Here is a 22,444-nt window from a genome sequence, read left to right as displayed (position 1 = left end):
CCATCACCTCTCATCGAATGCGTCTTCGATAGCCGACATAACCGGCTTCGCTGCGTATTCGATAACCCGGCGTGAACCTGTTTTCACGTCTGCGGTAAACTCCATATAAGGGGACAGCTTGTATTGTGTACCTCCGCGCTCTAGATAGTTTTGACTGATTTGGATTTCCGCGAGGTAGAATTCAGCGTCTTCTTCTTCATAAGAAGAACGGCTGATCGATGCAATTCGACCTTCCAAAAATCCGTATTTGGCAAAGTTGTAGGTATCCATCTTCACTTTGACCGCTTGTCCGATTTCTACAAAACCCATGTCTTTACGCGGGATCTTCGCCTCTCCATGAAGGGCGTTATTGATCGGTGCAATGTCCGCGATGCTTTCACCTGGCGGTATCACAGCGGAGCGGAAATTGAAGTGCACTTTATCTACTACACCGTCAATAGGGGCGTAAACCACGAGGCGATCCACTTTATCTGAGTGTTGAGGACGTAATATACGTTTCAACTTTAAGTCCTTGTTTGCTTGAATGATTTGTGCTTGATACTCGGCATTACGATTCTCCACCAAGTCTCGGTACTGCTTCTCTAGTTTGTCGAGTTGGAAGCGCTCATTCATGACCGACTCATCAAGGTTTTCAATCTCACGCACCATGTTTGACTCTTGAACCTGCATATTCAGAACATCGACGTAAGACGCCATTTCCTCCTTGTACAAGGTGTTTTTAATATTGAGCTGCTTGCGTATTAAGGAGAGCTGGTTCTCGGAGCTTTTACGGCGCTTGAGCATTGAATCAATAAGCGAATTCTTATGTTGGATATCGTGAGTGATCAACTCTTCATTGGAACGGTTTTTAGAAAATTCTTGCTGCCAGGTATTCATGTTGACTTGCACTAATTCTGGGTACTTTTCGATGTAGGCAGAAAAATCGGGTTCCACCATATCGCGCAGGCTTTCGTAACGAATCTTGTCTAGCTCAAGCTGAATGATCTCTGTGTTTACCGTATCAAGTTGAGTGTTTCTATCCAGAGAGCGAAGGCGTGCAATAGGTTGACCTTCATAAACCACTTCGCCTTTGCGCACTAGCATTTCTTCTAGAATACCGCCTTCAAGGTGTTGCACTTTTTCGATGTCAGATTCGAGCAATAGCTCACCGCGCACCGACACCACAATGTCGATACGAGCCTGAGATGCCACGGCGATAGCCACCATGGAAAGCAAAAAGATAACCAGCAAGGTTTTGTGTACGCTGGTCATTGCACTGGCTAGCACGATTGTATCGTCTGTTGTTACCTTCGAAGCTTCGTTGTTCGAAACGAGCGCCTTTTTGAGGTGATGTTCTATTTGCTTATTACTCATGAGCCACCCCTACGATTCACTACCTGTGCGGCTATCGATTGAATTTTCGATTTTTAACAGCTGGCTAATTTGTTTGTTTACGTTGTTAAGCTCGGTTTTAACGTCCTCAATCAATTCATTAGGAGCAGGGAAATGGTGTTTGTTTAAGTGTTCAAGCTTTGCCAATTTTGGTGGTAAGTCGTCATCACATAACAAGACGAGAATGGTCTTTAGTCTTTTTGAATAACATCTGAGTGCTTCAAAACGGTTTTGTTTATGCAGCATCTCAATATCAATCCCTGCGTCACTGAAATCTTGGTAAAAATCGCCTAATAGCAATTGCAGCCCTTTATGGCTATTGTCGACTGAGCGCAACAGATTTGTCATATTTATCATTATCCCACCGCACTAATTGCTTTAATGACAACAAGTAAGGATCTTTATACTGGGTTTTCAAATTTTTTTGTTTTTATAGAACTCGAAATGTATGAAAAAAGTTGTATAAAAAAGTTGGTTTCTAAAAATGGTGTCCTTTACTGCCTCTAAACACGATCAGTTAGCTAAAAAGCAACGGAGGCTGTAATGGCAGGCGACACTAATCAAGAAAAAGACAATGAAAAGCTTAACGATGCGGTAGAGCAAACAGAAACGAAGGATACGGGGACAAAAGAAGAAAAACAGCAGTCGACCGTCTCTTCGACTGTAGCGACCGGTGCTGAAAGTGCAGATGCTGTTGATGAAGCCAATCGTGCGATGGAAGAAAATCCTAGTGGCGCGGGTACGGAAGAAGAAGCAGTGAGCTCGGGTGGCGCAGTTCAAGAAGAGGATACTGAAAGTAGCAGCGACTCTGACGCTGCACAATCCAATGTTGTTGATAGTGTAGCTTCTAGCGGAGAATCAGGTGACGAGGCTCTGGGCAGCGGTGGTTCGGATTCTGGGGCGGGTGCCCAAGCGGTCGGTGGTGGTGATGCCTCTGGCTCTGAAGGTGGTTCGGACGCAGAAGGCAATGAAGCGCAAGGACAAGCGGCACAAACTTCATCTGCGCCAAGTGCGTCTTCAGACTCTGAAGGTTCTCAAGGTGGTGACGAGCTAGATTCAGAAACCACTGAAGAGAGCTTCGCGGTGGATGTACAAGACACCAGCGAAGAAACCACGACGCAAGTAGAAGACGATTTCGACTCCGAAACTACGAGCGAAACGTTCCAGATTAAAGTCGAAGGTGAAAATGACGCGCCAGAAGTAGGGCAAGATCTGGCATACATCATGGATGAAGATGGCACTATTACCTTCACTCAAGAACAACTTCTCGGATACGCGAGTGATGTTGATGGCGATGATCTTGCCGCATTCAACGTGCAAGTGGGTGCTAATGCATCGGTTGTGGATAATGGTGATGGCACTTATACCGTCACACCTGATACTGATTTTAATGGTGAACTCGGCTTAACGTTTGATATCAGTGATGGTCAAGAAACCATTTCTAGCTCGATTGATTTAACTGTTCGTCCAATCAATGACGCACCAGTGCCTGAAGATAAAACCTTTGAGGTGGAAGAAGACGGCACGCTGATCTTCACCGATGCTGACCTGCTTGCTGGCGCAACGGATATTGAAGGCGATAACCTCACAGTTGAAGGTGTAAGTTACGATGGTGGCGACGGCATCCTGACCGACAACGGCAATGGGACTTACACTTTTGCGCCAAATGAAAACTTCAATGGTGATGTGAACTTCAGCTTTGATGTGTCCGACGGTACGGATACGGTTTCTGCCAACATTGATGTCAGTGTTACGCCTGTCGATGACGCACCAGTATCTGGCAATCTTGCTTATTCAGTGGACGAAGATGGCTCGATTCGTTTGAGCCAAGAGCAGTTGTTGTCGCAAGCTTCCGATGTGGAAGGCGATGCACTGACGGCATCTAATCTTTCGGTAGATGGCAACGCGACGGTAACTCAAAATGACGATGGTAGCTTCACCATCACGCCGGACGCAGATTTTAATGGTGATATCGACATCAGCTTTGATATCTCAGATGGCACGAATACCGTTCAAGCAACCGCTGACCTAACCGTTAATCCAATCAACGATCTGCCTGTTCCTCAAGACCAACAGTTCAGCGTGGAAGAAGATGGCACGCTGATCTTTACGGACGCAGACCTGCTCAGTGGTGCAACGGATATTGAAGGCGATAACCTAACGGTTGAGGGCGTAAGCTACGACGGTGGTGACGGCATCCTGACCGACAACGGTAATGGGACCTACACTTTTGCGCCAAATGAAAACTTCAATGGCGATGTGAACTTTAGCTTTGATGTGTCCGATGGCACAGATACGGTTTCTGCCAACATTGATGTTAACGTTACGCCAGTTGATGATGCGCCAGTATCTGGCAATCTTGCTTACTCAGTGGATGAAGATGGCTCGATTCGTTTGAGCCAAGAACAGTTGTTGTCGCAAGCTTCTGACGTGGAAGGCGATGCACTGACGGCTTCTAACCTTTCGGTAGATGGCAACGCGACGGTGACTCAAAATGACGATGGTAGCTTCACCATCACGCCGGACGCAGATTTCAACGGTGATATCGACATTAGCTTTGATATTTCAGATGGCACGAATACCGTTCAAGCAACCGCTGACCTAACCGTTAATCCAATCAACGATCTGCCTGTTCCTCAAGACCAACAATTCAGTGTGGAAGAGGACGGCACGCTACAATTTACCGATGCGGATCTGCTTGCAGGTGCGACCGACATTGAAGGCGATGACCTTTCTGTAACGGGAATCAGCTACGAAGGAACCGACGGCGTTCTAACTGACAATGGCGATGGCACGTATAGCTTTGCGCCAAATGAGAACTTCAACGGTGATGTAAACTTCAGCTTCGACGTATCTGATGGCACAGATACAGTTTCAGCGAATGTGGATGTGAGCGTTACGCCGGTGAATGATCCTCCGGTGGCTGGTTCAACGTCTTACACGGTTCACGAAGATAACTCTATTACCATTTCTGACGCGCAGCTGTTGGCAAATTCTTCGGATTTAGAAGGGGATGTCTCGATTGATAGCGTGAGCTACTCTGGTAGCGATGGTGTGTTGCAAATCAATGGTGACGGCACGTACACCTTCTCTCCAAATGAAAACTTTAATGGTGAAGTGACGCTTGATGTTGTCGTCGCTGATGAAGAAGGCGCAACGGATGCCACCACTGCTGGCATTACGGTGCTGGAAGTGAACGATCCACCAGTCGCAGGACCAACTTCTTACACCATTGATGAAGATTCAGTTCTGACCTTCAGTGAATCGCAAGTGCTGCTGAATGCCTCTGATGTGGAAGGCGATGTAGAGCTTGTTGGCATTAGTTACGATGGTCCGGATGGCATTTTCACCGTTAACGATGATGGCACGTGCAGCTTCGCGCCAAACGAGAACTTTAACGGGCAAGTTCAACTTGATGTGACCATTCGAGATGAAGATGGAGCAGAAGTTGATACCGTCATTAATGTGAATGTATTGCCAATCAATGATGCGCCAGTATCGGGTGATTTGGCTTACAGTGTTGATGAAGACGGTGCGATTACACTCAGCCAAGAACAGCTTCTTTCTCAAGCGTCTGATATTGAGGGAGATGGTCTGACTGCTAGCGATTTGACTGTAGATGGAAACGCAACCGTCACAGCGAACGACGATGGCAGCTTCACGATTACGCCAGATGCGGACTTTAATGGTGACATTGATATCCAATTCAACATTACAGATGGCACAGACACTATCAAAGCAACGGCGGATCTAACGGTTAATCCAGTTAACGATCTTCCTGTTCCTCAAGACCAGCAGTTCAGTGTTGAAGAAGATGGCACGCTTCAGTTTACCGATGCAGACTTGCTTGCTGGCGCGACCGATATCGATGGCGATAACTTAACGGTTGATGGCATTAGCTACACAGGCAGCGATGGTGTGCTGACTGACCACGGTGATGGTACTTACACCTTTGCACCAAATGAAAACTTCAACGGAGACGTCAGCTTTAGTTTTGGTGTTTCTGACGGTACTGAAACCGTACCAGCAAATGTGGACGTCAGCGTCACTCCAGTGAACGATCCTCCGGTTGCGGGTTCTACGTCTTACACGGTTGATGAAGACAACGCGATTACCATTTCCGACGAGCAGCTTCTGGCTAACTCTTCGGATGTGGAAGGCGCAGTGTCTATCGATAGCGTGACTTATTCAGGCACCGATGGCGTATTCCAAGACAACGGTGACGGCACTTACACCTTCATGCCGAATGAGAACTTCAGCGGTGATATCAGCCTTGATGTGATTGTGGCGGATGAGCAAGGTGCGATTGACGAAACGACTGCAGGCATTACCGTCATTGAAGTGAATGACCCTCCAGTTGCCGGTCCAACGTCTTACACGATTGACGAAGATTCAGTACTGACATTCAGTGAGTCACAAATTCTTGCTAACGCATCTGATATCGAGGGCGATGTAGAGCTTGTTGGCATCAGCTATGAAGGCTCGGATGGTATCTTTACCGTCAATGGCGATGGTACTTGTAGCTTTGCACCAAACGAGAACTTCAATGGTCAAGTTCAGTTGGATGTGACCATTCAAGATGAGAATGGGGCAACCGTTGATACGCACATCAATGTCGATGTATTGCCAATCAACGATCCACCAGTATCGGGTGATTTGGCTTACACCATCAACGAAGACAGCTCAATCACGCTAAGCCAAGAGCAGCTGCTTGCCAAAGCGGGCGATATTGATAGCGAGAACCTTGAAGCCATCAATCTATCGACAGATGACAACGCAACGATTCAATACAACGATGATGGCAGTTACACCATCACACCGGATGAAAACTACAACGGCGACCTAGATCTGACCTTCGATATCATTGATAACGATGGTGGCTCGGTACAAGTTGGTCTGGACATTACGGTTAATCCTGTGAATGACTTGCCACAAGCGCAAGATCAACAGTTCACGGTAGAAGAAGATGGCACCTTGCTGTTCACGGATGCAGACCTATTGGAAGGCGCATCGGATATTGATGGCGATGATCTGTCTATCGAAAACGTTCTCTACACAGGTGCAGATGGTGTGCTTACCGACAATGGCGATGGCACCTACAGCTTCGCGCCGAATGAGAACTTCAACGGTGATGTTCAGTTCACATTCGATGTGTCTGACGGTACAGGTTCAACACCAGCATTCATTGATGTCAGCGTGACTCCAGTGAACGATCCTCCGGTGGCAGGTTCTACGTCTTACACGGTTCAAGAAGATGGTCAAATCACCATTAGTGACGAGCAGTTGTTAGCCAACTCTTCTGATGTGGAAGGCGACGTAGCCTTGGCGAATGTTAGCTACTCTGGTAACGACGGTAGCTTCGTGGACAATGGCGACGGCACATATACCTTTACGCCAAATGAGAACTTTGACGGTAACATTTCGCTCGACGTTACGGTTATCGACCAAGATGGTGCAACAGATACGACAACCGCAGGCATTGATGTTATCGCGGTGAACGACGCACCTGAAACATCAGGCATTCAAGCTGAAGTGGATGAAGATAACGCCATCACCATCACGCAAGAACAGTTGCTTGCGAATGCGACTGACATTGAAGGTGATGACCTTGTTGCCAGCAATCTACAAACCAATGACCCAGATGCGACGATCGTAGCCAACGATGATGGTTCATTCACTATTACGCATACGGAAAACTTCAATGGTGAGTTGGACTTCACTTACAACATCAGCGATGGCGAAAATGATGTTCTGACCACGTTGGATCTGACCGTTAATCCGGTCAACGATGCGCCAGAAGCGGGCGACGAGATCTTTATTCAAGCGGAAGAAGACCAAACCGTGGGTGTTTCTCTGCGTGAAGAGCCTGCGTTACGTCTCGACCAAGCCCCTGAAAACGGCATCATCGAAGCGAATCTAAATGACGAATGGGTACAGCTAGAAGTCGGGCAGGAGGTTCCTGCAGATACGGAAGTGCGCTTCATTCCAAATGATGATGCGTTGGCGAACGGTACGCATACCACCCAAATCGGTACCTTTGATGACAACGCTAGCCTCGATGATTGGGGTACAGCTGTTGACCCTTACACACGTGAGTTTGTTGATGGCGATTTGAAAGTTACTGTTCAAAGTAATGATGACCCACTCGGTGCGTGGAATGGTAAAACACACATCGGTCACGGTATTGGCGATACTGACCGCCAAGGCTTGAGTGGTGATGAAAAACTAACTGTGACCGTTGAAGGTCAAGACATCAACGAAATCAGCTTCCACCTAGATGGTCTAGGCGGTTGGTTTATGGAAGAGTCTCGCCACTTTACCGAAGTCGAAATTCGCGCATTCAACTCTGATGGTGACTTGATCGACTCGATGACTTACCACAAAGAAGATCGTGGTAGCTATGAGACGGATTACACCCTAACGGTGAACGAGCCGGTATCTTACTTTGAGCTAGGTACGATTCAAGGTAACGGTACATACGTGGTTCAAAACATGACGGTTTCGCAAACTTGTCATGATGAAGCGGTGTTCACATCTATTGGCGTGGACGGCACGGAAATCACGGAAACGGTAGAACTGAATATCCGAGAAGGTGACAGTGAAATCGAACTGACGGCTGATCTGCCAAATGTGACCATCGATACCGAAGGTTCTACGCAGTTTGCCTCTGTGGTAATCACAGAAGAGCAGCTTCTCGCACAAGCGAGTGATATCGATAGTGACGTTCTTGATATTCAAAACCTAGAGCTGGTGGGGGATAACGCGGAGCACGCTACGTTAACCGACAACGGCGATGGTACGTGGACAGTCACACCAGATGAGAACTTCTACGGTGAGATTGAGCTTGGCTACCAAGTTACGGATGGTGAACTCACTGACGACAACATCATCAACATCAACTTCGAAGCAGTAAACGATGCGCCAATCGTTTCTGGTCCGATTGTGTTGTCGACTGATGAGGATGTGGGCATTACGTTTAGCGCGGACGATCTGCTTGCGAATGCAAGTGATGTGGAAGGCGATGTGCTGTCTATCTCTGATATCTCTTACAGCGGTGACAATGGTGAGCTTGTCGACAATGGCGACGGCACTTACACCTTTATGCCGAATGAAAACTTCAATGGTGAAGTCGACATCGACTACAAAGTCTTCGATGGCACCGATGAAGTCGATACCCATCTAGATCTGACCGTTATTCCGGTCAACGATGTGCCAGTTCCTGGTGCACCGCTACATACTCAAATGCTAGAAAACGGCACCATCATCATCGAAGCAAAAGACCTGTTATCAGGTGCGACTGATGTGGATGGCGACATTCTGCATATCGAGAATCTACTGCTTGTCGACCAGTCACAAGGTACGTTGACAGACAACGGCGACAACACCTTTACCTTCGAACCAACTTCGAACTTCTACGGTGAAGTGAACCTGACCTTCGACATCAGCGACGGTCAAGCAAGTGCACCAAGCACAGCGAAGATCGATGTTGAGATCGTCAACGAAGGTCCAGAGGTCAGCGGTCCTGTTGATGCGGTCGTTGATGAAGATGGCTCAATTACCATTACTCAAGAAGACTTGTTAGCGAACGCGACGGACGTGGATGGTGACAACCTTGAAGCGGTGAACCTGTCGACCAACGATCCTAATGCAACCATCGTTGAGAACGCTGATGGTAGCTTTACGATTACACCGAGCGAAAACTTCTTTGGTGAAATCGAATTTACTTATGACGTAACTGACGCGATCGAAACCGTCGCCGCGGATCTAAACCTCACCGTTAATCCAGTGAACGACCTGCCAGATGTACCTGATTTGTCCTTCACTACAGAAGATGGCGAGGCTATCACGATTACTGAAGCAGAGCTGCTGGCTCAAGCGACGGACATCGAAGGCGATGATCTGTCTGTTGTTAACGTGACGAGTTTAAGCGACACGGTTCAAGTGACAGACAATGGCGATGGCACTTACACGTTAACGCCAGAGCAGGGCTTCTTTGGTAATGTTGACCTCACGTTTGATGTGAGCGATGGCACCGATGTGGTGGCGGCAAACATCGACTTGAAAGTTGAGTTCGTCAACGACGCACCAGAAGCAGCCCCAATCGTGGCAGACGTGGACGAGGATGGCTCTATCCTCGTGACACAAGAAATGCTGCTTGAAAACGCCAGCGATCAAGATGGTGATGAACTATACGCAACGGCACTAGAAACCAATGATCCGAATGCCTCTATCGTGGACAACGGAGACGGCACCTTTACCGTTACGCCTTCACAGCACTTCAACGGAGACATCGAGTTTACTTATGAAGTGAGCGACGGCGAATTGAGTGTTGCCAATGAAATGACATTGACGGTGAACCCAGTCAATGACATTCCAATTGTTGCACCTGGCATCTACCACATTGAAGAGGATGGCAGCATCCTGTTCACGCAAGAAGATCTTCTAAGTGGCGCGATTGATATTGATGGTGATGACCTCACCGTTACCAGCATTAACTACTCGGATGATGAAGGTACTGTAACGGACAACGGTGACGGTACATTTAGCTTCGTACCAGAAGAGCACTTCAGTGGTGACTTGCAGTTCAGCTTTACGGTTTCTGACGGTACTGATGAAGTTGAGCAAGACATTAATGTCCATATCGAAGCCGTGGCAGATGCGCCAGACCTAGTCATCACTGATGGCGATGGTCGAAACGTGGATGATCAAGCAATCTTGGTCGAGCCAGGCGGTATTGTTGAAGTGAACATCGCTGCAGCATTGGTTGACCAAGACTTGTCAGAAACGTTGACTGTGACCGTTGATGGTGTTCCAGAAGGTTCGGTGATCAGTTACGACAACGAAGGGGTACTTAACGATCAAGACAACGGTATCACCAGTTTCAACGATACTGAAATCACGGTTACGTTTGAAGGTGAAACCGCGGGTTACCAAAACACAGCGGGTTACTACAAAGTCGATGAAGATGGCAACATCACGGGCGTTGAAGTGGTGTACGAAAACGCCTCTCAAGTTGGCGGCGGCGGTGACCTCGTTCCGGGACAAGATCAGTTCAGCTTCCAAATCTCGGAAGGGGAAAGCTTCAACCTATTCTTGATTCCTAACGGTCATAACTTCAATGACTTTGCATCCATGCAAGATGGTCAGTACGAGTTCCGTGCAGCAGATGGCTCTCCTGCGAACATGGATACAGTTGACCCACAACTCGTGTTTGTTGGCGCTGATGGTTCTGAAACCGTGATTCAAAGCCAATTCGGTGATGCAGTCTTTCATGGTGGTTCAAGCTCAGAGCTCAACCAAGATGGTATTGAACATACCCGAACTACTGTGAACGAAGACGGTGAACTGGTTTACGGCTTTGAAGATCTCTACGGTGGCGGCGATGCCGATTATAGTGACTTCAACTTCACCATTGATGTAGGTGAAGTGAACAGCCAGATCTACAGCGGTGAAGTAACAGTCGGTCCAGATGGTTCTGTAACGCTTCCAACCACAGCAATTGAACAAGAGCTACAGATTCAATTGCCAGAAGACTTTAACCAACAGCTAGAAATCAATGTAACGGCAACGGCGACAGAGCTATCAAATAATGATTCTGAAACCGTTTCTCAAACCATCTACGTCAATGCAACGGGTGCTCACATTGAACATACGCCTGAAGCATTGCCTGTTTCTGCTGTGGTTGAAGAAGATGGTTCAATCCTAATCACGCAAGAAGATTTGCTCGCTAATGCGCGTGACTTGGATGGAGACCAACTGACAGCACTGAACTTGGCAACGGATGATGAAAACATCACCATCACAGACAATGGTGACGGTACTTACACCTTAACGCCAGATGCGGACTTTAATGGTGACATCACCTTTACGTTCGATGTGTCTGACGGCGATGATGTTGTCTCAACCAACCTTGAGTTATTGGTGTCACCAGTTAACGATGCGCCTGAACCACAAGATCAAGCGTTCACCATTGGTGAAGATGGTGTGCTGACCTTTACTGATGCGGATCTCCTAACAGGCGCTACCGATATTGAAGGGGATGACTTATCTGTTGAGGGCGTCACTTACACAGGCGCAGACGGTGTTCTTACTGACAATGGTGATGGCACTTACAGTTTCGCACCAAACGAGAACTTCAATGGCGACGTGAACTTCACCTTCGATGTTTCCGATGGCACGGATACCGTGACGGCAAATATCGATGTAACAGTTACGCCAGAGAACGATCCACCGGTTGCAGGCAGCACGGCTTACACTGTTCATGAAGACAATTCGATTACCATCAGTGACGAACAGCTATTAGCGAACTCATCGGATATTGAAGGCGATGTGTTGATTGATAGCGTGAGCTACAGCGGTAACGATGGTGTGTTAGAAATCAACGGTGACGGTACTTACACCTTCTCACCAAACGAGAACTTCAGCGGCGAGGTGAGCCTAGATGTTGTCGTTGTCGATGAAGAAGGTGCAACGGACTCTACCACTGCTGGCATTACTGTGATTGAGGTAAATGACCCACCAATCGCAGGTCCTACTGCATACACTATCGATGAAGACCAAGTTCTAACGTTTAGTGAATCGCAAGTGCTACTGAATGCTTCGGATGTTGAAGGCGACGTTGAGCTAGTAAGCATCAGCTACGACGGTCCAGATGGCATCTTCTCAGTAAACGGTGATGGTACTTGTAGCTTTGCACCGAATGAAAACTTCAACGGTCAAGTGCAGTTGGATGTGACCATTCGCGATGAAGACGGCGCAGAGGTTGATACTTACATCACAGTCGATGTCTTACCAATCAATGACGCACCAGTATCGGGTAACTTGGCGTACAGTGTTGACGAAGACAACTCAATCACACTGAGCCAAGAGCAGCTTCTTGCTCAAGCATCGGATGTAGAAGGCGACGCGTTAACCGCATCTAATCTAGTGGTTGATGGTGATGCGACGGTTACGGCAAACGACGATGGTAGCTTCACTATCACGCCAGATGCGAACTTCAATGGCGACATTGATATCACGTTCGATATCAACGACGGCAGCGACACTATTGTTGCAACGGCGGACCTAACCGTTAACCCAGTTAATGATTTGCCGCAGCCAGAAGATCAAGCGTTCACTATTGGTGAAGATGGCGTGTTGACCTTCACTGATCAAGACCTGCTGGATGGCGCAACGGACATCGATGGTGATGATCTATCGGTAGAGGGCGTCACTTACACAGGCGCAGATGGTGTCCTATCTGACAATGGCGATGGCACTTACAGCTTCGCGCCAAACGAGAACTTCAATGGCGACGTGAACTTTACCTTCGATGTTTCTGACGGCACGGATACCGTGACCGCGAATATCGATGTGAGTGTGACGCCAGAGAACGATCCACCGGTGGCAGGCAGCACGTCTTACACAGTGCATGAAGACAACTCGATCACCATTAGTGACGAGCAGTTACTGGCGAATTCATCAGACGTCGAAGGAGATGTCGCGGTTGATAGCGTTAGCTACAGCGGCACAGATGGTGTGTTCCAAGACAATGGTGACGGTACGTACACCTTCTCGCCAAACGAGAACTTCAATGGCGAAGTGAGCCTAGATGTTGTCGTGGTCGATGAAGACGGTGCGACGGATTCAACCACCGCGGGTATTACAGTACTTGAGGTGAACGATCCACCAATTGCAGGCGCGACCAGCTACTCAGTGAACGAAGACGAAGTCATCACCATTAGCTCTGAACAGCTGTTGGCGAACGCTTCTGACGTTGAAGGTGAAGTTACGATTGATAGCGTCAGCTACAGCGGTTCCGACGGTATCTTTACCGATAACGGTGACGGTACATTCAGCTTCGCACCAAACGCAAACTTCGATGGCGATGTGAGCCTAGATGTTGTGGTTGTTGATGAAGACGGTGCAACTGCGTCAACTAATGCAAACATCGATGTATTGCCAATAAACGATGCGCCAGTATCGGGCAACTTGGCTTACAGTGTCGATGAAGACAATTCAATTACGCTTAGCCAAGAGCAGCTTCTTGCTCAAGCATCGGATGTAGAAGGGGACGCGCTAACCGCTACTAACCTAGTAGTTGACGGTGATGCAACGGTTACGGCAAATGATGATGGCAGCTTTACCATTACGCCTGATGCGAACTTCAATGGTGACATTGATATCACGTTCGACATCAACGATGGCACCGACACTATTGTTGCAACGGCTGACCTAACGGTTAACCCAGTTAATGACCTACCACAGCCAGAAGATCAAGCGTTCACCATTGGTGAAGATGGCGTCTTGCTGTTCACTGATGAAGATCTGCTTGATGGCGCAACGGATATCGATGGCGATGACCTATCGGTAGAAAGTGTGTCTTACACTGGCACAGATGGTGTTCTAACCGACAATGGTGATGGCACTTACAGCTTCGCGCCAAACGAGAACTTCAATGGCGATGTGAACTTTACCTTCGATGTTTCTGATGGCACGGATACCGTGACGGCGAATATCGATGTAAGCGTGACGCCAGAGAATGATCCACCAGTGGCAGGCAGCACGTCTTACACGGTGCATGAAGACAATTCGATCACCATCAGTAACGAGCAGTTATTGGCTAACTCATCTGACGTCGAAGGCGAAGTCGCAATTGACAGTGTCAGCTACAGCGGCGCAGATGGCGTGTTCCAAGACAATGGTGATGGTACGTATACCTTCTCTCCAAACGAGAACTTCAATGGTGAAGTCAGCCTAGATGTTGTTGTGGTAGACGAAGACGGAGCGACGGATTCAACCACCGCAGGTATTACAGTACTTGAGGTAAACGATCCACCAATTGCCGGTGCAACTAGCTACTCAGTCAACGAAGACGAAGTCATCACCATCAGCTCTGAGCAGCTATTGGCGAACGCTTCTGATGTTGAAGGAGACGTCGCGATTGATAGCGTCAGCTACAGCGGCTCCGACGGTATCTTTACTGACAACGGCGACGGTACATTCAGCTTCGCACCAAACGAAAACTTCAACGGTGATGTCAGCCTAGATGTTGTCGTTGTTGATGAAGACGGTGCAACGGTAGCAACCAATGCAAACATCGATGTTCTTCCAGTCAACGATGCTCCAGTATCAGGTGATTTGGCTTACAGCGTGGATGAAGATGGTTCTATCACTCTAAGCCAAGAGCAGCTTCTTGCTCAAGCCGGCGACGTGGATGGCGATGACCTAACCGCATCCAACCTGACTGTTGACGGTAATGCGACCGTTGTTGCGAACGATGATGGTAGCTTCACTATCACACCGGATGCGGACTTCAATGGCGACATTGATCTGAGCTTCGACATTACGGACGGCGATGCAACCATTCAAGCGACTGCCGATCTGACTGTGAATCCAGTAAACGACCTACCAACGGTTGGTCAGCCACAGTTCGTCACGCAAGAAGACACCAGCTTCACCTTTACCGAAGAGCAACTGCTGCTAAATGCAGGTGATATCGATGGTGATAACCTAACGGTTGAAAATGTTGCTTCTGACAGCGGTACTTTGGTTGATAACGGTGACGGCACGTACACCTTTGCACCGAATGAAAACTTCGATGGCAATGTGAACGTGACGTTTGATGTCAACGATGGCACTGCAACGGTTCCTGCTGAAGCGAACATTGATGTTCAATCTGTGGTTGATATGCCAGAGCTTTCGATTGCTTCGGACTTGGTGATTGCTTCTGATAACTTCGAGTCTGGCTCGAACGGTTGGAACGCGAACACTGAGAGCTCACAAGGCTTCGAAACGGGCGACATGTTGGGTCGTATTGGTGGCACTGGCGGTGATGAAGCGGTCAGCAAAACCTACGAGATCCCAAGTGATGTCAATGAAGTGAACATCTCGTTTAGCTTCTACGAAATCGATTCTTGGGATGGCGAGTCGTTCCAAATCTTTGTGGGTGGCGAACAGCTAACCACCTTGGAAAACTCCGCGTTCCGTACTCAAGATGGTATGACAACGCTTTACGACTCAGATGGTAATGAAGTGGGTGAAGTGATCCACGGAGCCTCTCAACGTGAAGGCTTCAGTGGCTGGAACGACCAAGCTCACCAAATCAATCTGACGGTTCCTGTCGAGGATGGCGAACTGCAACTTGGCTTCGGTTCAACCTTGAATCAAGACGTTTGGGATGAATCGTTTGGTATCGACAACATCGAAATCACGGTAGCGGACGCGGATTACCAAATCATTGGTACCGAAGATACGCCAGTGCCGCTTGATATCGATGCCGCGTTAACCGATACCGATGGTTCAGAAAACCTCGCTATCTTGATTGAAGATGTGCCAGAAGGCAGCTCGCTATCAGCAGGTGTTGATAATGGCGACGGCACTTGGTCACTACAACCAGGCGAACTAGAAGGACTAGAGTTTATCCCTTCTGCGGACTTCAACGGCGATGTGACGCTAACCGTGAATGCAACCTCTACGGATGTAGATACCGGTACAACGGCGACAGCGACGCAAGATGTGACGATTCATATCTCGCCAACTAATGATGCGCCAGAAGTGACGGGTGACATCAGCGCAGTCACTGCCGAAGACAACAGCATTACGCTGACTCAAGAGCAGTTACTTGAACACGCTGTTGATATCGATGGTGACGATCTAAGTGCAATCAACCTGAGTACCAATGATGAAAATGCAACGGTCGAAATGAACGAGGATGGCAGCTTCACCATTACACCGAGCGAGAACTTCTACGGTGATATCGAGTTCACCTACGATGTGACTGACGGGGAAGAAGTGGTTGCGGCTGGTCTCGACTTATCAGTAACACCAGTTAATGATGCGCCTGAACCACAAGATCAAGCGTTCACAGTGGGTGAGGACGGTCTTCTTACCTTCACTGATGCGGACTTGTTAACAGGTGCGACGGATGTAGAAGGTGACAACCTAACTGTTGAAGGTGTGACTTACACAGGTGCCGATGGTGTTCTTACTGACAATGGTGACGGCACTTACAGCTTCGCACCGAATGAGAACTTCAATGGCGATGTGAACTTCACTTTCGATGTGTCAGACGGTACGGATACAACCTCTGCCAACATTGATGTGAGTGTGACGCCAGAGAACGATCCGCCGGTGGCAGGCAGCACGTCTTACACAGTGCATGAAGACAACTCGATCACCATCAGTGACGAGCAACTACTGGCTAATTCGTCTGATATCGAGGGTGATGTTGCGATCAGTAGCGTGAGTTACAGCGGTAACGACGGTGTGCTAGAAATTAATGGCGATGGTACTTACACCTTCTCACCAAACGAAAACTTTACAGGCGATGTTAGCCTAGATGTTGTCGTGGTTGATGAGGACGGCGCGGTTGATACAACAACAGCGGGTATTACCGTTCTTGAAGTGAACGATCCACCAATCGCAGGCACAACCAGTTACACCATTGATGAAGATGAAGTCATCACCATCAGTGCAGAACAGTTGTTGGCAAACTCTTCCGATATTGAAGGTGAGGTAGCACTAGATAGCGTGAGCTACAGTGGCAGTGAAGGTATCTTTACCGACAATGGTGATGGTACGTTCAGCTTTGCACCAAACCAAAACTTCAATGGTGAAGTGAATCTTGATGTTGTAGTCGTGGACGAAGATGGTGCGACCGCTTCGACGACGGCAAACATTGATGTTCTGCCAATCAATGATGCTCCAGTATCGGGTGACTTGGCTTACAGTGTCGACGAAGACAACTCAATCACGCTAAGCCAAGAACAATTGTTGGCACAAGCAACGGATGTAGAAGGTGATGCACTAACCGCTTCTAACCTAGTGGTTGACGGTGATGCGACGGTTACGGCTAATGACGATGGTAGCTTTACCATTACGCCCGACGCGAACTTCAATGGCGACATTGATATCACGTTTGATATCAGTGATGGTTCTGACACCTTGGTCGCGACGGCAGATCTAACGGTTAATCCAGTTAACGACCTACCACAGCCAGAAGATCAAGCGTTCACCATTGGTGAAGATGGCGTGTTGACCTTTACTGATCAAGACCTGTTGGATGGTGCAACCGATATCGATGGCGATGACCTATCGGTAGAAGGTGTCACATACACTGGCGCGGACGGTGTTCTTACTGACAATGGCGATGGCACATACAGCTTCGCACCGAACGAAAACTTCAATGGCGACGTAAACTTTACCTTCGATGTTTCCGATGGCACGGACACCGTGACCGCGAATATCGATGTGAGTGTGACGCCAGAGAATGATCCACCAGTGGCAGGCAGCACGTCTTACACAGTGCATGAAGATAACTCGATCACCATCAGTGATGAACAGCTACTAGCGAACTCATCGGATATTGAAGGTGATGTATCGATTGATAGCGTGAGCTATAGCGGTAACGATGGTGTGCTGGAAATCAACGGTGATGGCACGTACACCTTCTCGCCAAACGAGAACTTCAATGGCGAAGTGAGCCTAGATGTTGTTGTAATCGACGAAGATGGCGCGACGGATTCAACTACCGCAGGTATCACGGTACTTGAGGTGAACGATCCGCCAATCGCAGGCACAACCAGTTACACCATTGATGAAGATGAAGTCATCACCATCAGTGCAGAACAGTTGTTGGCAAACTCTTCCGATATTGAAGGTGAGGTAGCACTAGATAGCGTGAGCTACAGTGGCAGTGAAGGTATCTTTACCGACAATGGTGATGGTACGTTCAGCTTTGCACCAAACCAAAACTTCAATGGTGAAGTGAATCTTGATGTTGTAGTCGTGGACGAAGATGGTGCGACCGCTTCGACGACGGCAAACATTGATGTTCTGCCAATCAATGATGCTCCAGTATCGGGTGACTTGGCTTACAGTGTCGACGAAGACAACTCAATCACGCTAAGCCAAGAACAATTGTTGGCACAAGCAACGGATGTAGAAGGTGATGCACTAACCGCTTCTAACCTAGTGGTTGACGGTGATGCGACGGTTACGGCTAATGACGATGGTAGCTTTACCATTACGCCTGACGCGAACTTCAATGGCGACATTGATATCACGTTCGATATCAACGATGGCAGCGATACTATCGTTGCAACGGCTGACCTAACGGTTAACCCAGTTAATGACTTACCGCAGCCAGAAGATCAAGCGTTCACTATTGGTGAAGATGGTGTGTTGACCTTCACTGACCAAGATCTGCTTGATGGCGCAACGGATATCGATGGTGATGACCTATCGGTAGAAGGTGTCACTTACACTGGCGCTGATGGTGTCCTAACCGATAACGGTGATGGGACCTACAGCTTTGCTCCAAACGAGAACTTCAATGGTGATGTGAACTTTACCTTCGATGTTTCTGATGGCACGGATACCGTGACCGCGAATATCGATGTGAGTGTGACGCCGGAGAACGATCCACCTGTGGCGGGCAGCACGTCTTACACAGTACATGAAGACAACTCGATCACCATCAGTGACGAGCAACTACTGGCTAATTCGTCGGATATTGAAGGCGACGTAGACATCAGTAGTGTGACTTACAGTGGCGCAGATGGCGTGTTCCAAGACAATGGCGATGGTACGTACACCTTCTCTCCAAACGAGAACTTCAATGGCGAGGTTAGCCTAGACGTTGTAGTTGTCGATGAAGAGGGTGCGACAGACTCAACCACTGCAGGTATTACCGTTCTTGAGGTGAACGATCCACCAATCGCAGGTTCGACAAGTTACTCTGTCAATGAAGACGAAGTCATTATCTTCACGGAAGAGCAACTGCTAGCGCAGTCAAGCGATGTGGAAGGCGACGTGAGCCTAGAAAGCGTCTCTTACAGTGGTAGCGACGGCATTCTAACGGCGAATGACGATGGCACTTACAGCTTCGCACCAAATGAAAACTTCAACGGTGGCGTAAGTCTAGACGTAGTCGTCGCTGATGAAGACGGTGCAACTGCGACAACCAACGCGAACATTGATGTATTGCCAGTCAACGATGCTCCGGTATCTGGCGACTTGGCTTACAGCGTCGATGAAGACGGTTCAATCACATTGAGTCAAGAGCAGTTACTGGCTCAAGCGGGTGACGTCGACAGCGATAATCTAGAAGCAGTGAACTTAACCGCGGTAGCCAATGCAACCGTTGTTGAGAACCAAGATGGTAGCTTTACGATTACGCCTGATGCGAACTTCAATGGCGATATCGACCTAAGCTTCGACTTGATTGATAACGATGGTGCAAGCGTGGAAGTGGGCGTTGACCTAACGGTGAACCCAATTAACGATGCGCCGCAATCAACGCCAGTGAATATTGCTGGCACCGAAGATACCACCATTCTTATCACGCAGGACATGTTGCTTGCTAACGCGACAGACATCGACAACACCTACGATGAACTGTCTGCTGTCGACCTAGTGATTGATGAGCAATACGGTGACTTGCTAGACAACGGTGATGGTACTTGGTCATTCACTCCGGCAGAGAACTTCAATGGCGATGTGCCAATGTCGTTCGGCGTCAGCGATGGTGATTTAGTGACGCCGGTTGAAGGCAATCTAAACATCGAAGCGGTTAACGATGCACCGGAAGCGCCAACCATCCAGATGCAAGGCGAAGAAGATGTGGTCATGGTGATTGACCCAGCTTACATCGCTGATCAAGTCACGGATCTTGATGGTGACGAAATCAGTGTAGAAAGCATCACGGTTCGTGCTCCTGCAAACGCGACATTAACTCAGCAGCCAGATGGTATGTACCACTTGGTAACCACTCAAGACTTCAATGGTTTGGTGGAACTGGGCTACACCGCGACGGATGGTGAAGAAGTGGTTGAAGGCTCGTTGAATGTGGATGTTATTCCAGTCAACGATGCTCCATTCAATGTGGGTAATGCGTTTATGGCAACCGACGAGGATGGCGCATTCACCTTCGACGCTGGCGACCTGATGAACTTGTTCGGCGATATCGATACTGAAAACCTAGTCGTATCACGTATTATCACCGCAGAAGGTGAAGATGGTGGTGAGGTAACAGACAACGGTGACGGTACTTGGACATTCACACCGACTGGCGATTTTGCAGGGGTTTCTGACTTGCAAGTTGTGGTAAGTGACGGTGAGTTTGAGACGGTACTTGATGTACCAGTGTTTGTTCGCCCTGTTGCGGATGGCGCGGTCATCACAACCGACCATGATGGTCCGTTAGTCTTCGGTGAGGACGAAACGGGTCACCTAGGCTTGAATGTCGGTCTAATCGACGATTCAGAAACGCTAAGTAACCTAGTGATGACTGGTTTCCCTGTTGGCTTCGAAGTTACGGATGGTGTGAACACCATTACCATCACGGAACCGGGTCAATACATCGACTTGAACGAGTGGGATATCTCAGACCTGCAAATGACGCCTCCGGCTGACTTTAATGGCGAGTTCTTCGTAACCGTGACCGCAACAACGGTGGATTACGGTGACGAGCCAGAAGAGTTCGAAGATGGCATCGATTCAGGTGACTTCGAAACCCTAGCGGGTGAACCCGTTATCCTAACCGCTGATGACCTAATCGGATTGGCAGAGAACGTAGATGCTGACGCGGGTGATGAAGTGAAATTCGTTCACCTAGCTGATCGCAGCCAAGGTGAGATTGTCGATAATGGTGATGGCACATGGACATTCAATCCAGCACCAGGCTTTACGGGTGAAGCGGATATCGCTTACGTGATTGATAAAGACGGTGTGCTTCATGATGAGCAAACAGGCGTGGTCGTGAAAGAAGATGCGCCACAAGAGAATGCTTCTCCAGAGATCGACAGTATTTCTACCACAGAAATGGCAGCGGATGGCACCTTGTCGTTCACCAATGATGACATGCTATCGACCTTGAGCGATGCAGAAGGCGACAGCTTGAGCATTGAGTCAGTGAGCCTAATGGAAGGTCAAGGTGTGATAGAGACCGATAACCAAGGTAACTACCAATTCACACCAGCAGAAGGCTACACCGGAGATGTTCAAGTTGGCTTCATTGCAACTGACGGTGAAAACCGCATTGAGAGCTTCTTCAATGTCGACATCCAAGGTGAAGGTGAAACCACAACCAGCGAAGGCTACGCACTGGCTGATGATGGTTCACTAACACTAACGGAAGCGCAGTTGATTGATGAACTTGGCATTAGCCCTTCTGCAGAAGTGTTGGATGTCGCCGATGCAAACGATGCTGGTTTCTTTGCGAAATCAGGTGATGAAGAGTGGACATACTGGCCGAACGATGACTTCGATGGCAATTTGGCTATGGATGTTCAGGTCAACGACAATGGTGAAGTATCGACTCAGAATCTGAGCATCCAAGTTGCGGACGATTCAGCGCAAAGCGACGAGCCACAAATCCAAACTGCTCAAGCATCAGCAGAGCAGCAAGTTGGCGAAGCGCAACAGCCTGAAGAGCAAGCAGCAAACGGTGCAGACAGTGAAGAGGAGAGCGCAGCTGATGTGACTGCAGCACCAGGCGATACCATTTCTATCTCGGTTCCAGATGAGGTCAGTGGTAACGAATCGGTGGATTATGCAGAAATGTCCGGTCTACCTGATGGTGCATCGGTAAGCAACGCACTGGATAATGGCGATGGTAGCTTCACATTAAGTGGCAACCTCAACCAACCAGTATCAGTTGACCTACCAGAAGGTTACGAAGGTACGAGCGAAATCCAATTCCAAGGTTACGACGAATTGGGCAGCGCAGTAGAAGGTGCGAGTGGCACAGTTGAAGTTGAAGTCGATGATCAATACACCATGCAAGGTTCTGCTCAAGATCAGCAACCAGATATGGCGGGTATGGAATCTGGCGGCAGCGACTGGACAAGTGCAGGAGGTCAAGATCAAGGTGTTGACTTCACGGATGACTCTGGCAGCTTCGACTCGGATACTCAAACGGGTACTGACCAAGGCAACGATTTCGATCAAAGCTCAATGTAACCAGTCCTAGACGAGGGCAGTGTCATTGCTGCCCAAACCAAAGCCATGCAGAGCCTACTTTGCATGGCTTTTTTGTTGGGCTTCTTGCTATGAGCTGTAGAAAAAAACTTGGAAATTGAAAAAAGTATTC

General features: G+C 48.5%; 3 protein-coding genes. 1 reads left to right on the top strand and 2 read right to left on the bottom strand.

Features of this window, described 5'->3' with window-relative positions; all coding sequences use genetic code 11:
* Nucleotides 1-3: 3 nt before the first annotated feature.
* Both R8269_RS04920 and R8269_RS04915 read right to left on the bottom strand, forming a co-directional pair.
* Nucleotides 4-1,353, bottom strand: coding sequence for an HlyD family type I secretion periplasmic adaptor subunit (locus R8269_RS04920; protein WP_005375593.1), 1,350 nt, complete (start codon nucleotides 1,351-1,353; stop codon nucleotides 4-6).
* 9 nt (nucleotides 1,354-1,362) lie between these two features.
* Nucleotides 1,363-1,731, bottom strand: a complete 369-nt coding sequence (locus tag R8269_RS04915) for a hypothetical protein (RefSeq protein ID WP_031777210.1) — start codon at nucleotides 1,729-1,731, stop codon at nucleotides 1,363-1,365.
* Between the two features lie 183 nt (nucleotides 1,732-1,914).
* Here R8269_RS04915 and R8269_RS04910 point away from each other — a divergent pair, with 183 nt between their 5' ends.
* Nucleotides 1,915-22,314, top strand: a complete 20,400-nt coding sequence (locus R8269_RS04910) for a tandem-95 repeat protein (RefSeq protein ID WP_318222467.1) — start codon at nucleotides 1,915-1,917, stop codon at nucleotides 22,312-22,314.
* The last annotated feature ends 130 nt before the right edge of the window (nucleotides 22,315-22,444 follow it).

The organism is Vibrio sp. Vb0667, from assembly GCF_033391095.1.
The sequence above is the reverse complement of the archived record's forward strand: the minus strand, read 5'-3'. Positions and strand labels throughout refer to the sequence as shown.

What these genes read in the sequence shown, in the direction of transcription:
- R8269_RS04910 (WP_318222467.1), top strand. Translation starts at nt 1,915, where the DNA reads ATGGCAGGCGACACTAATCAAGAAAAAGACAATGAAAAGCTTAACGAT.
- R8269_RS04920 (WP_005375593.1), bottom strand. Translation starts at nt 1,353, where the DNA reads ATGAGTAATAAGCAAATAGAACATCACCTCAAAAAGGCGCTCGTTTCG.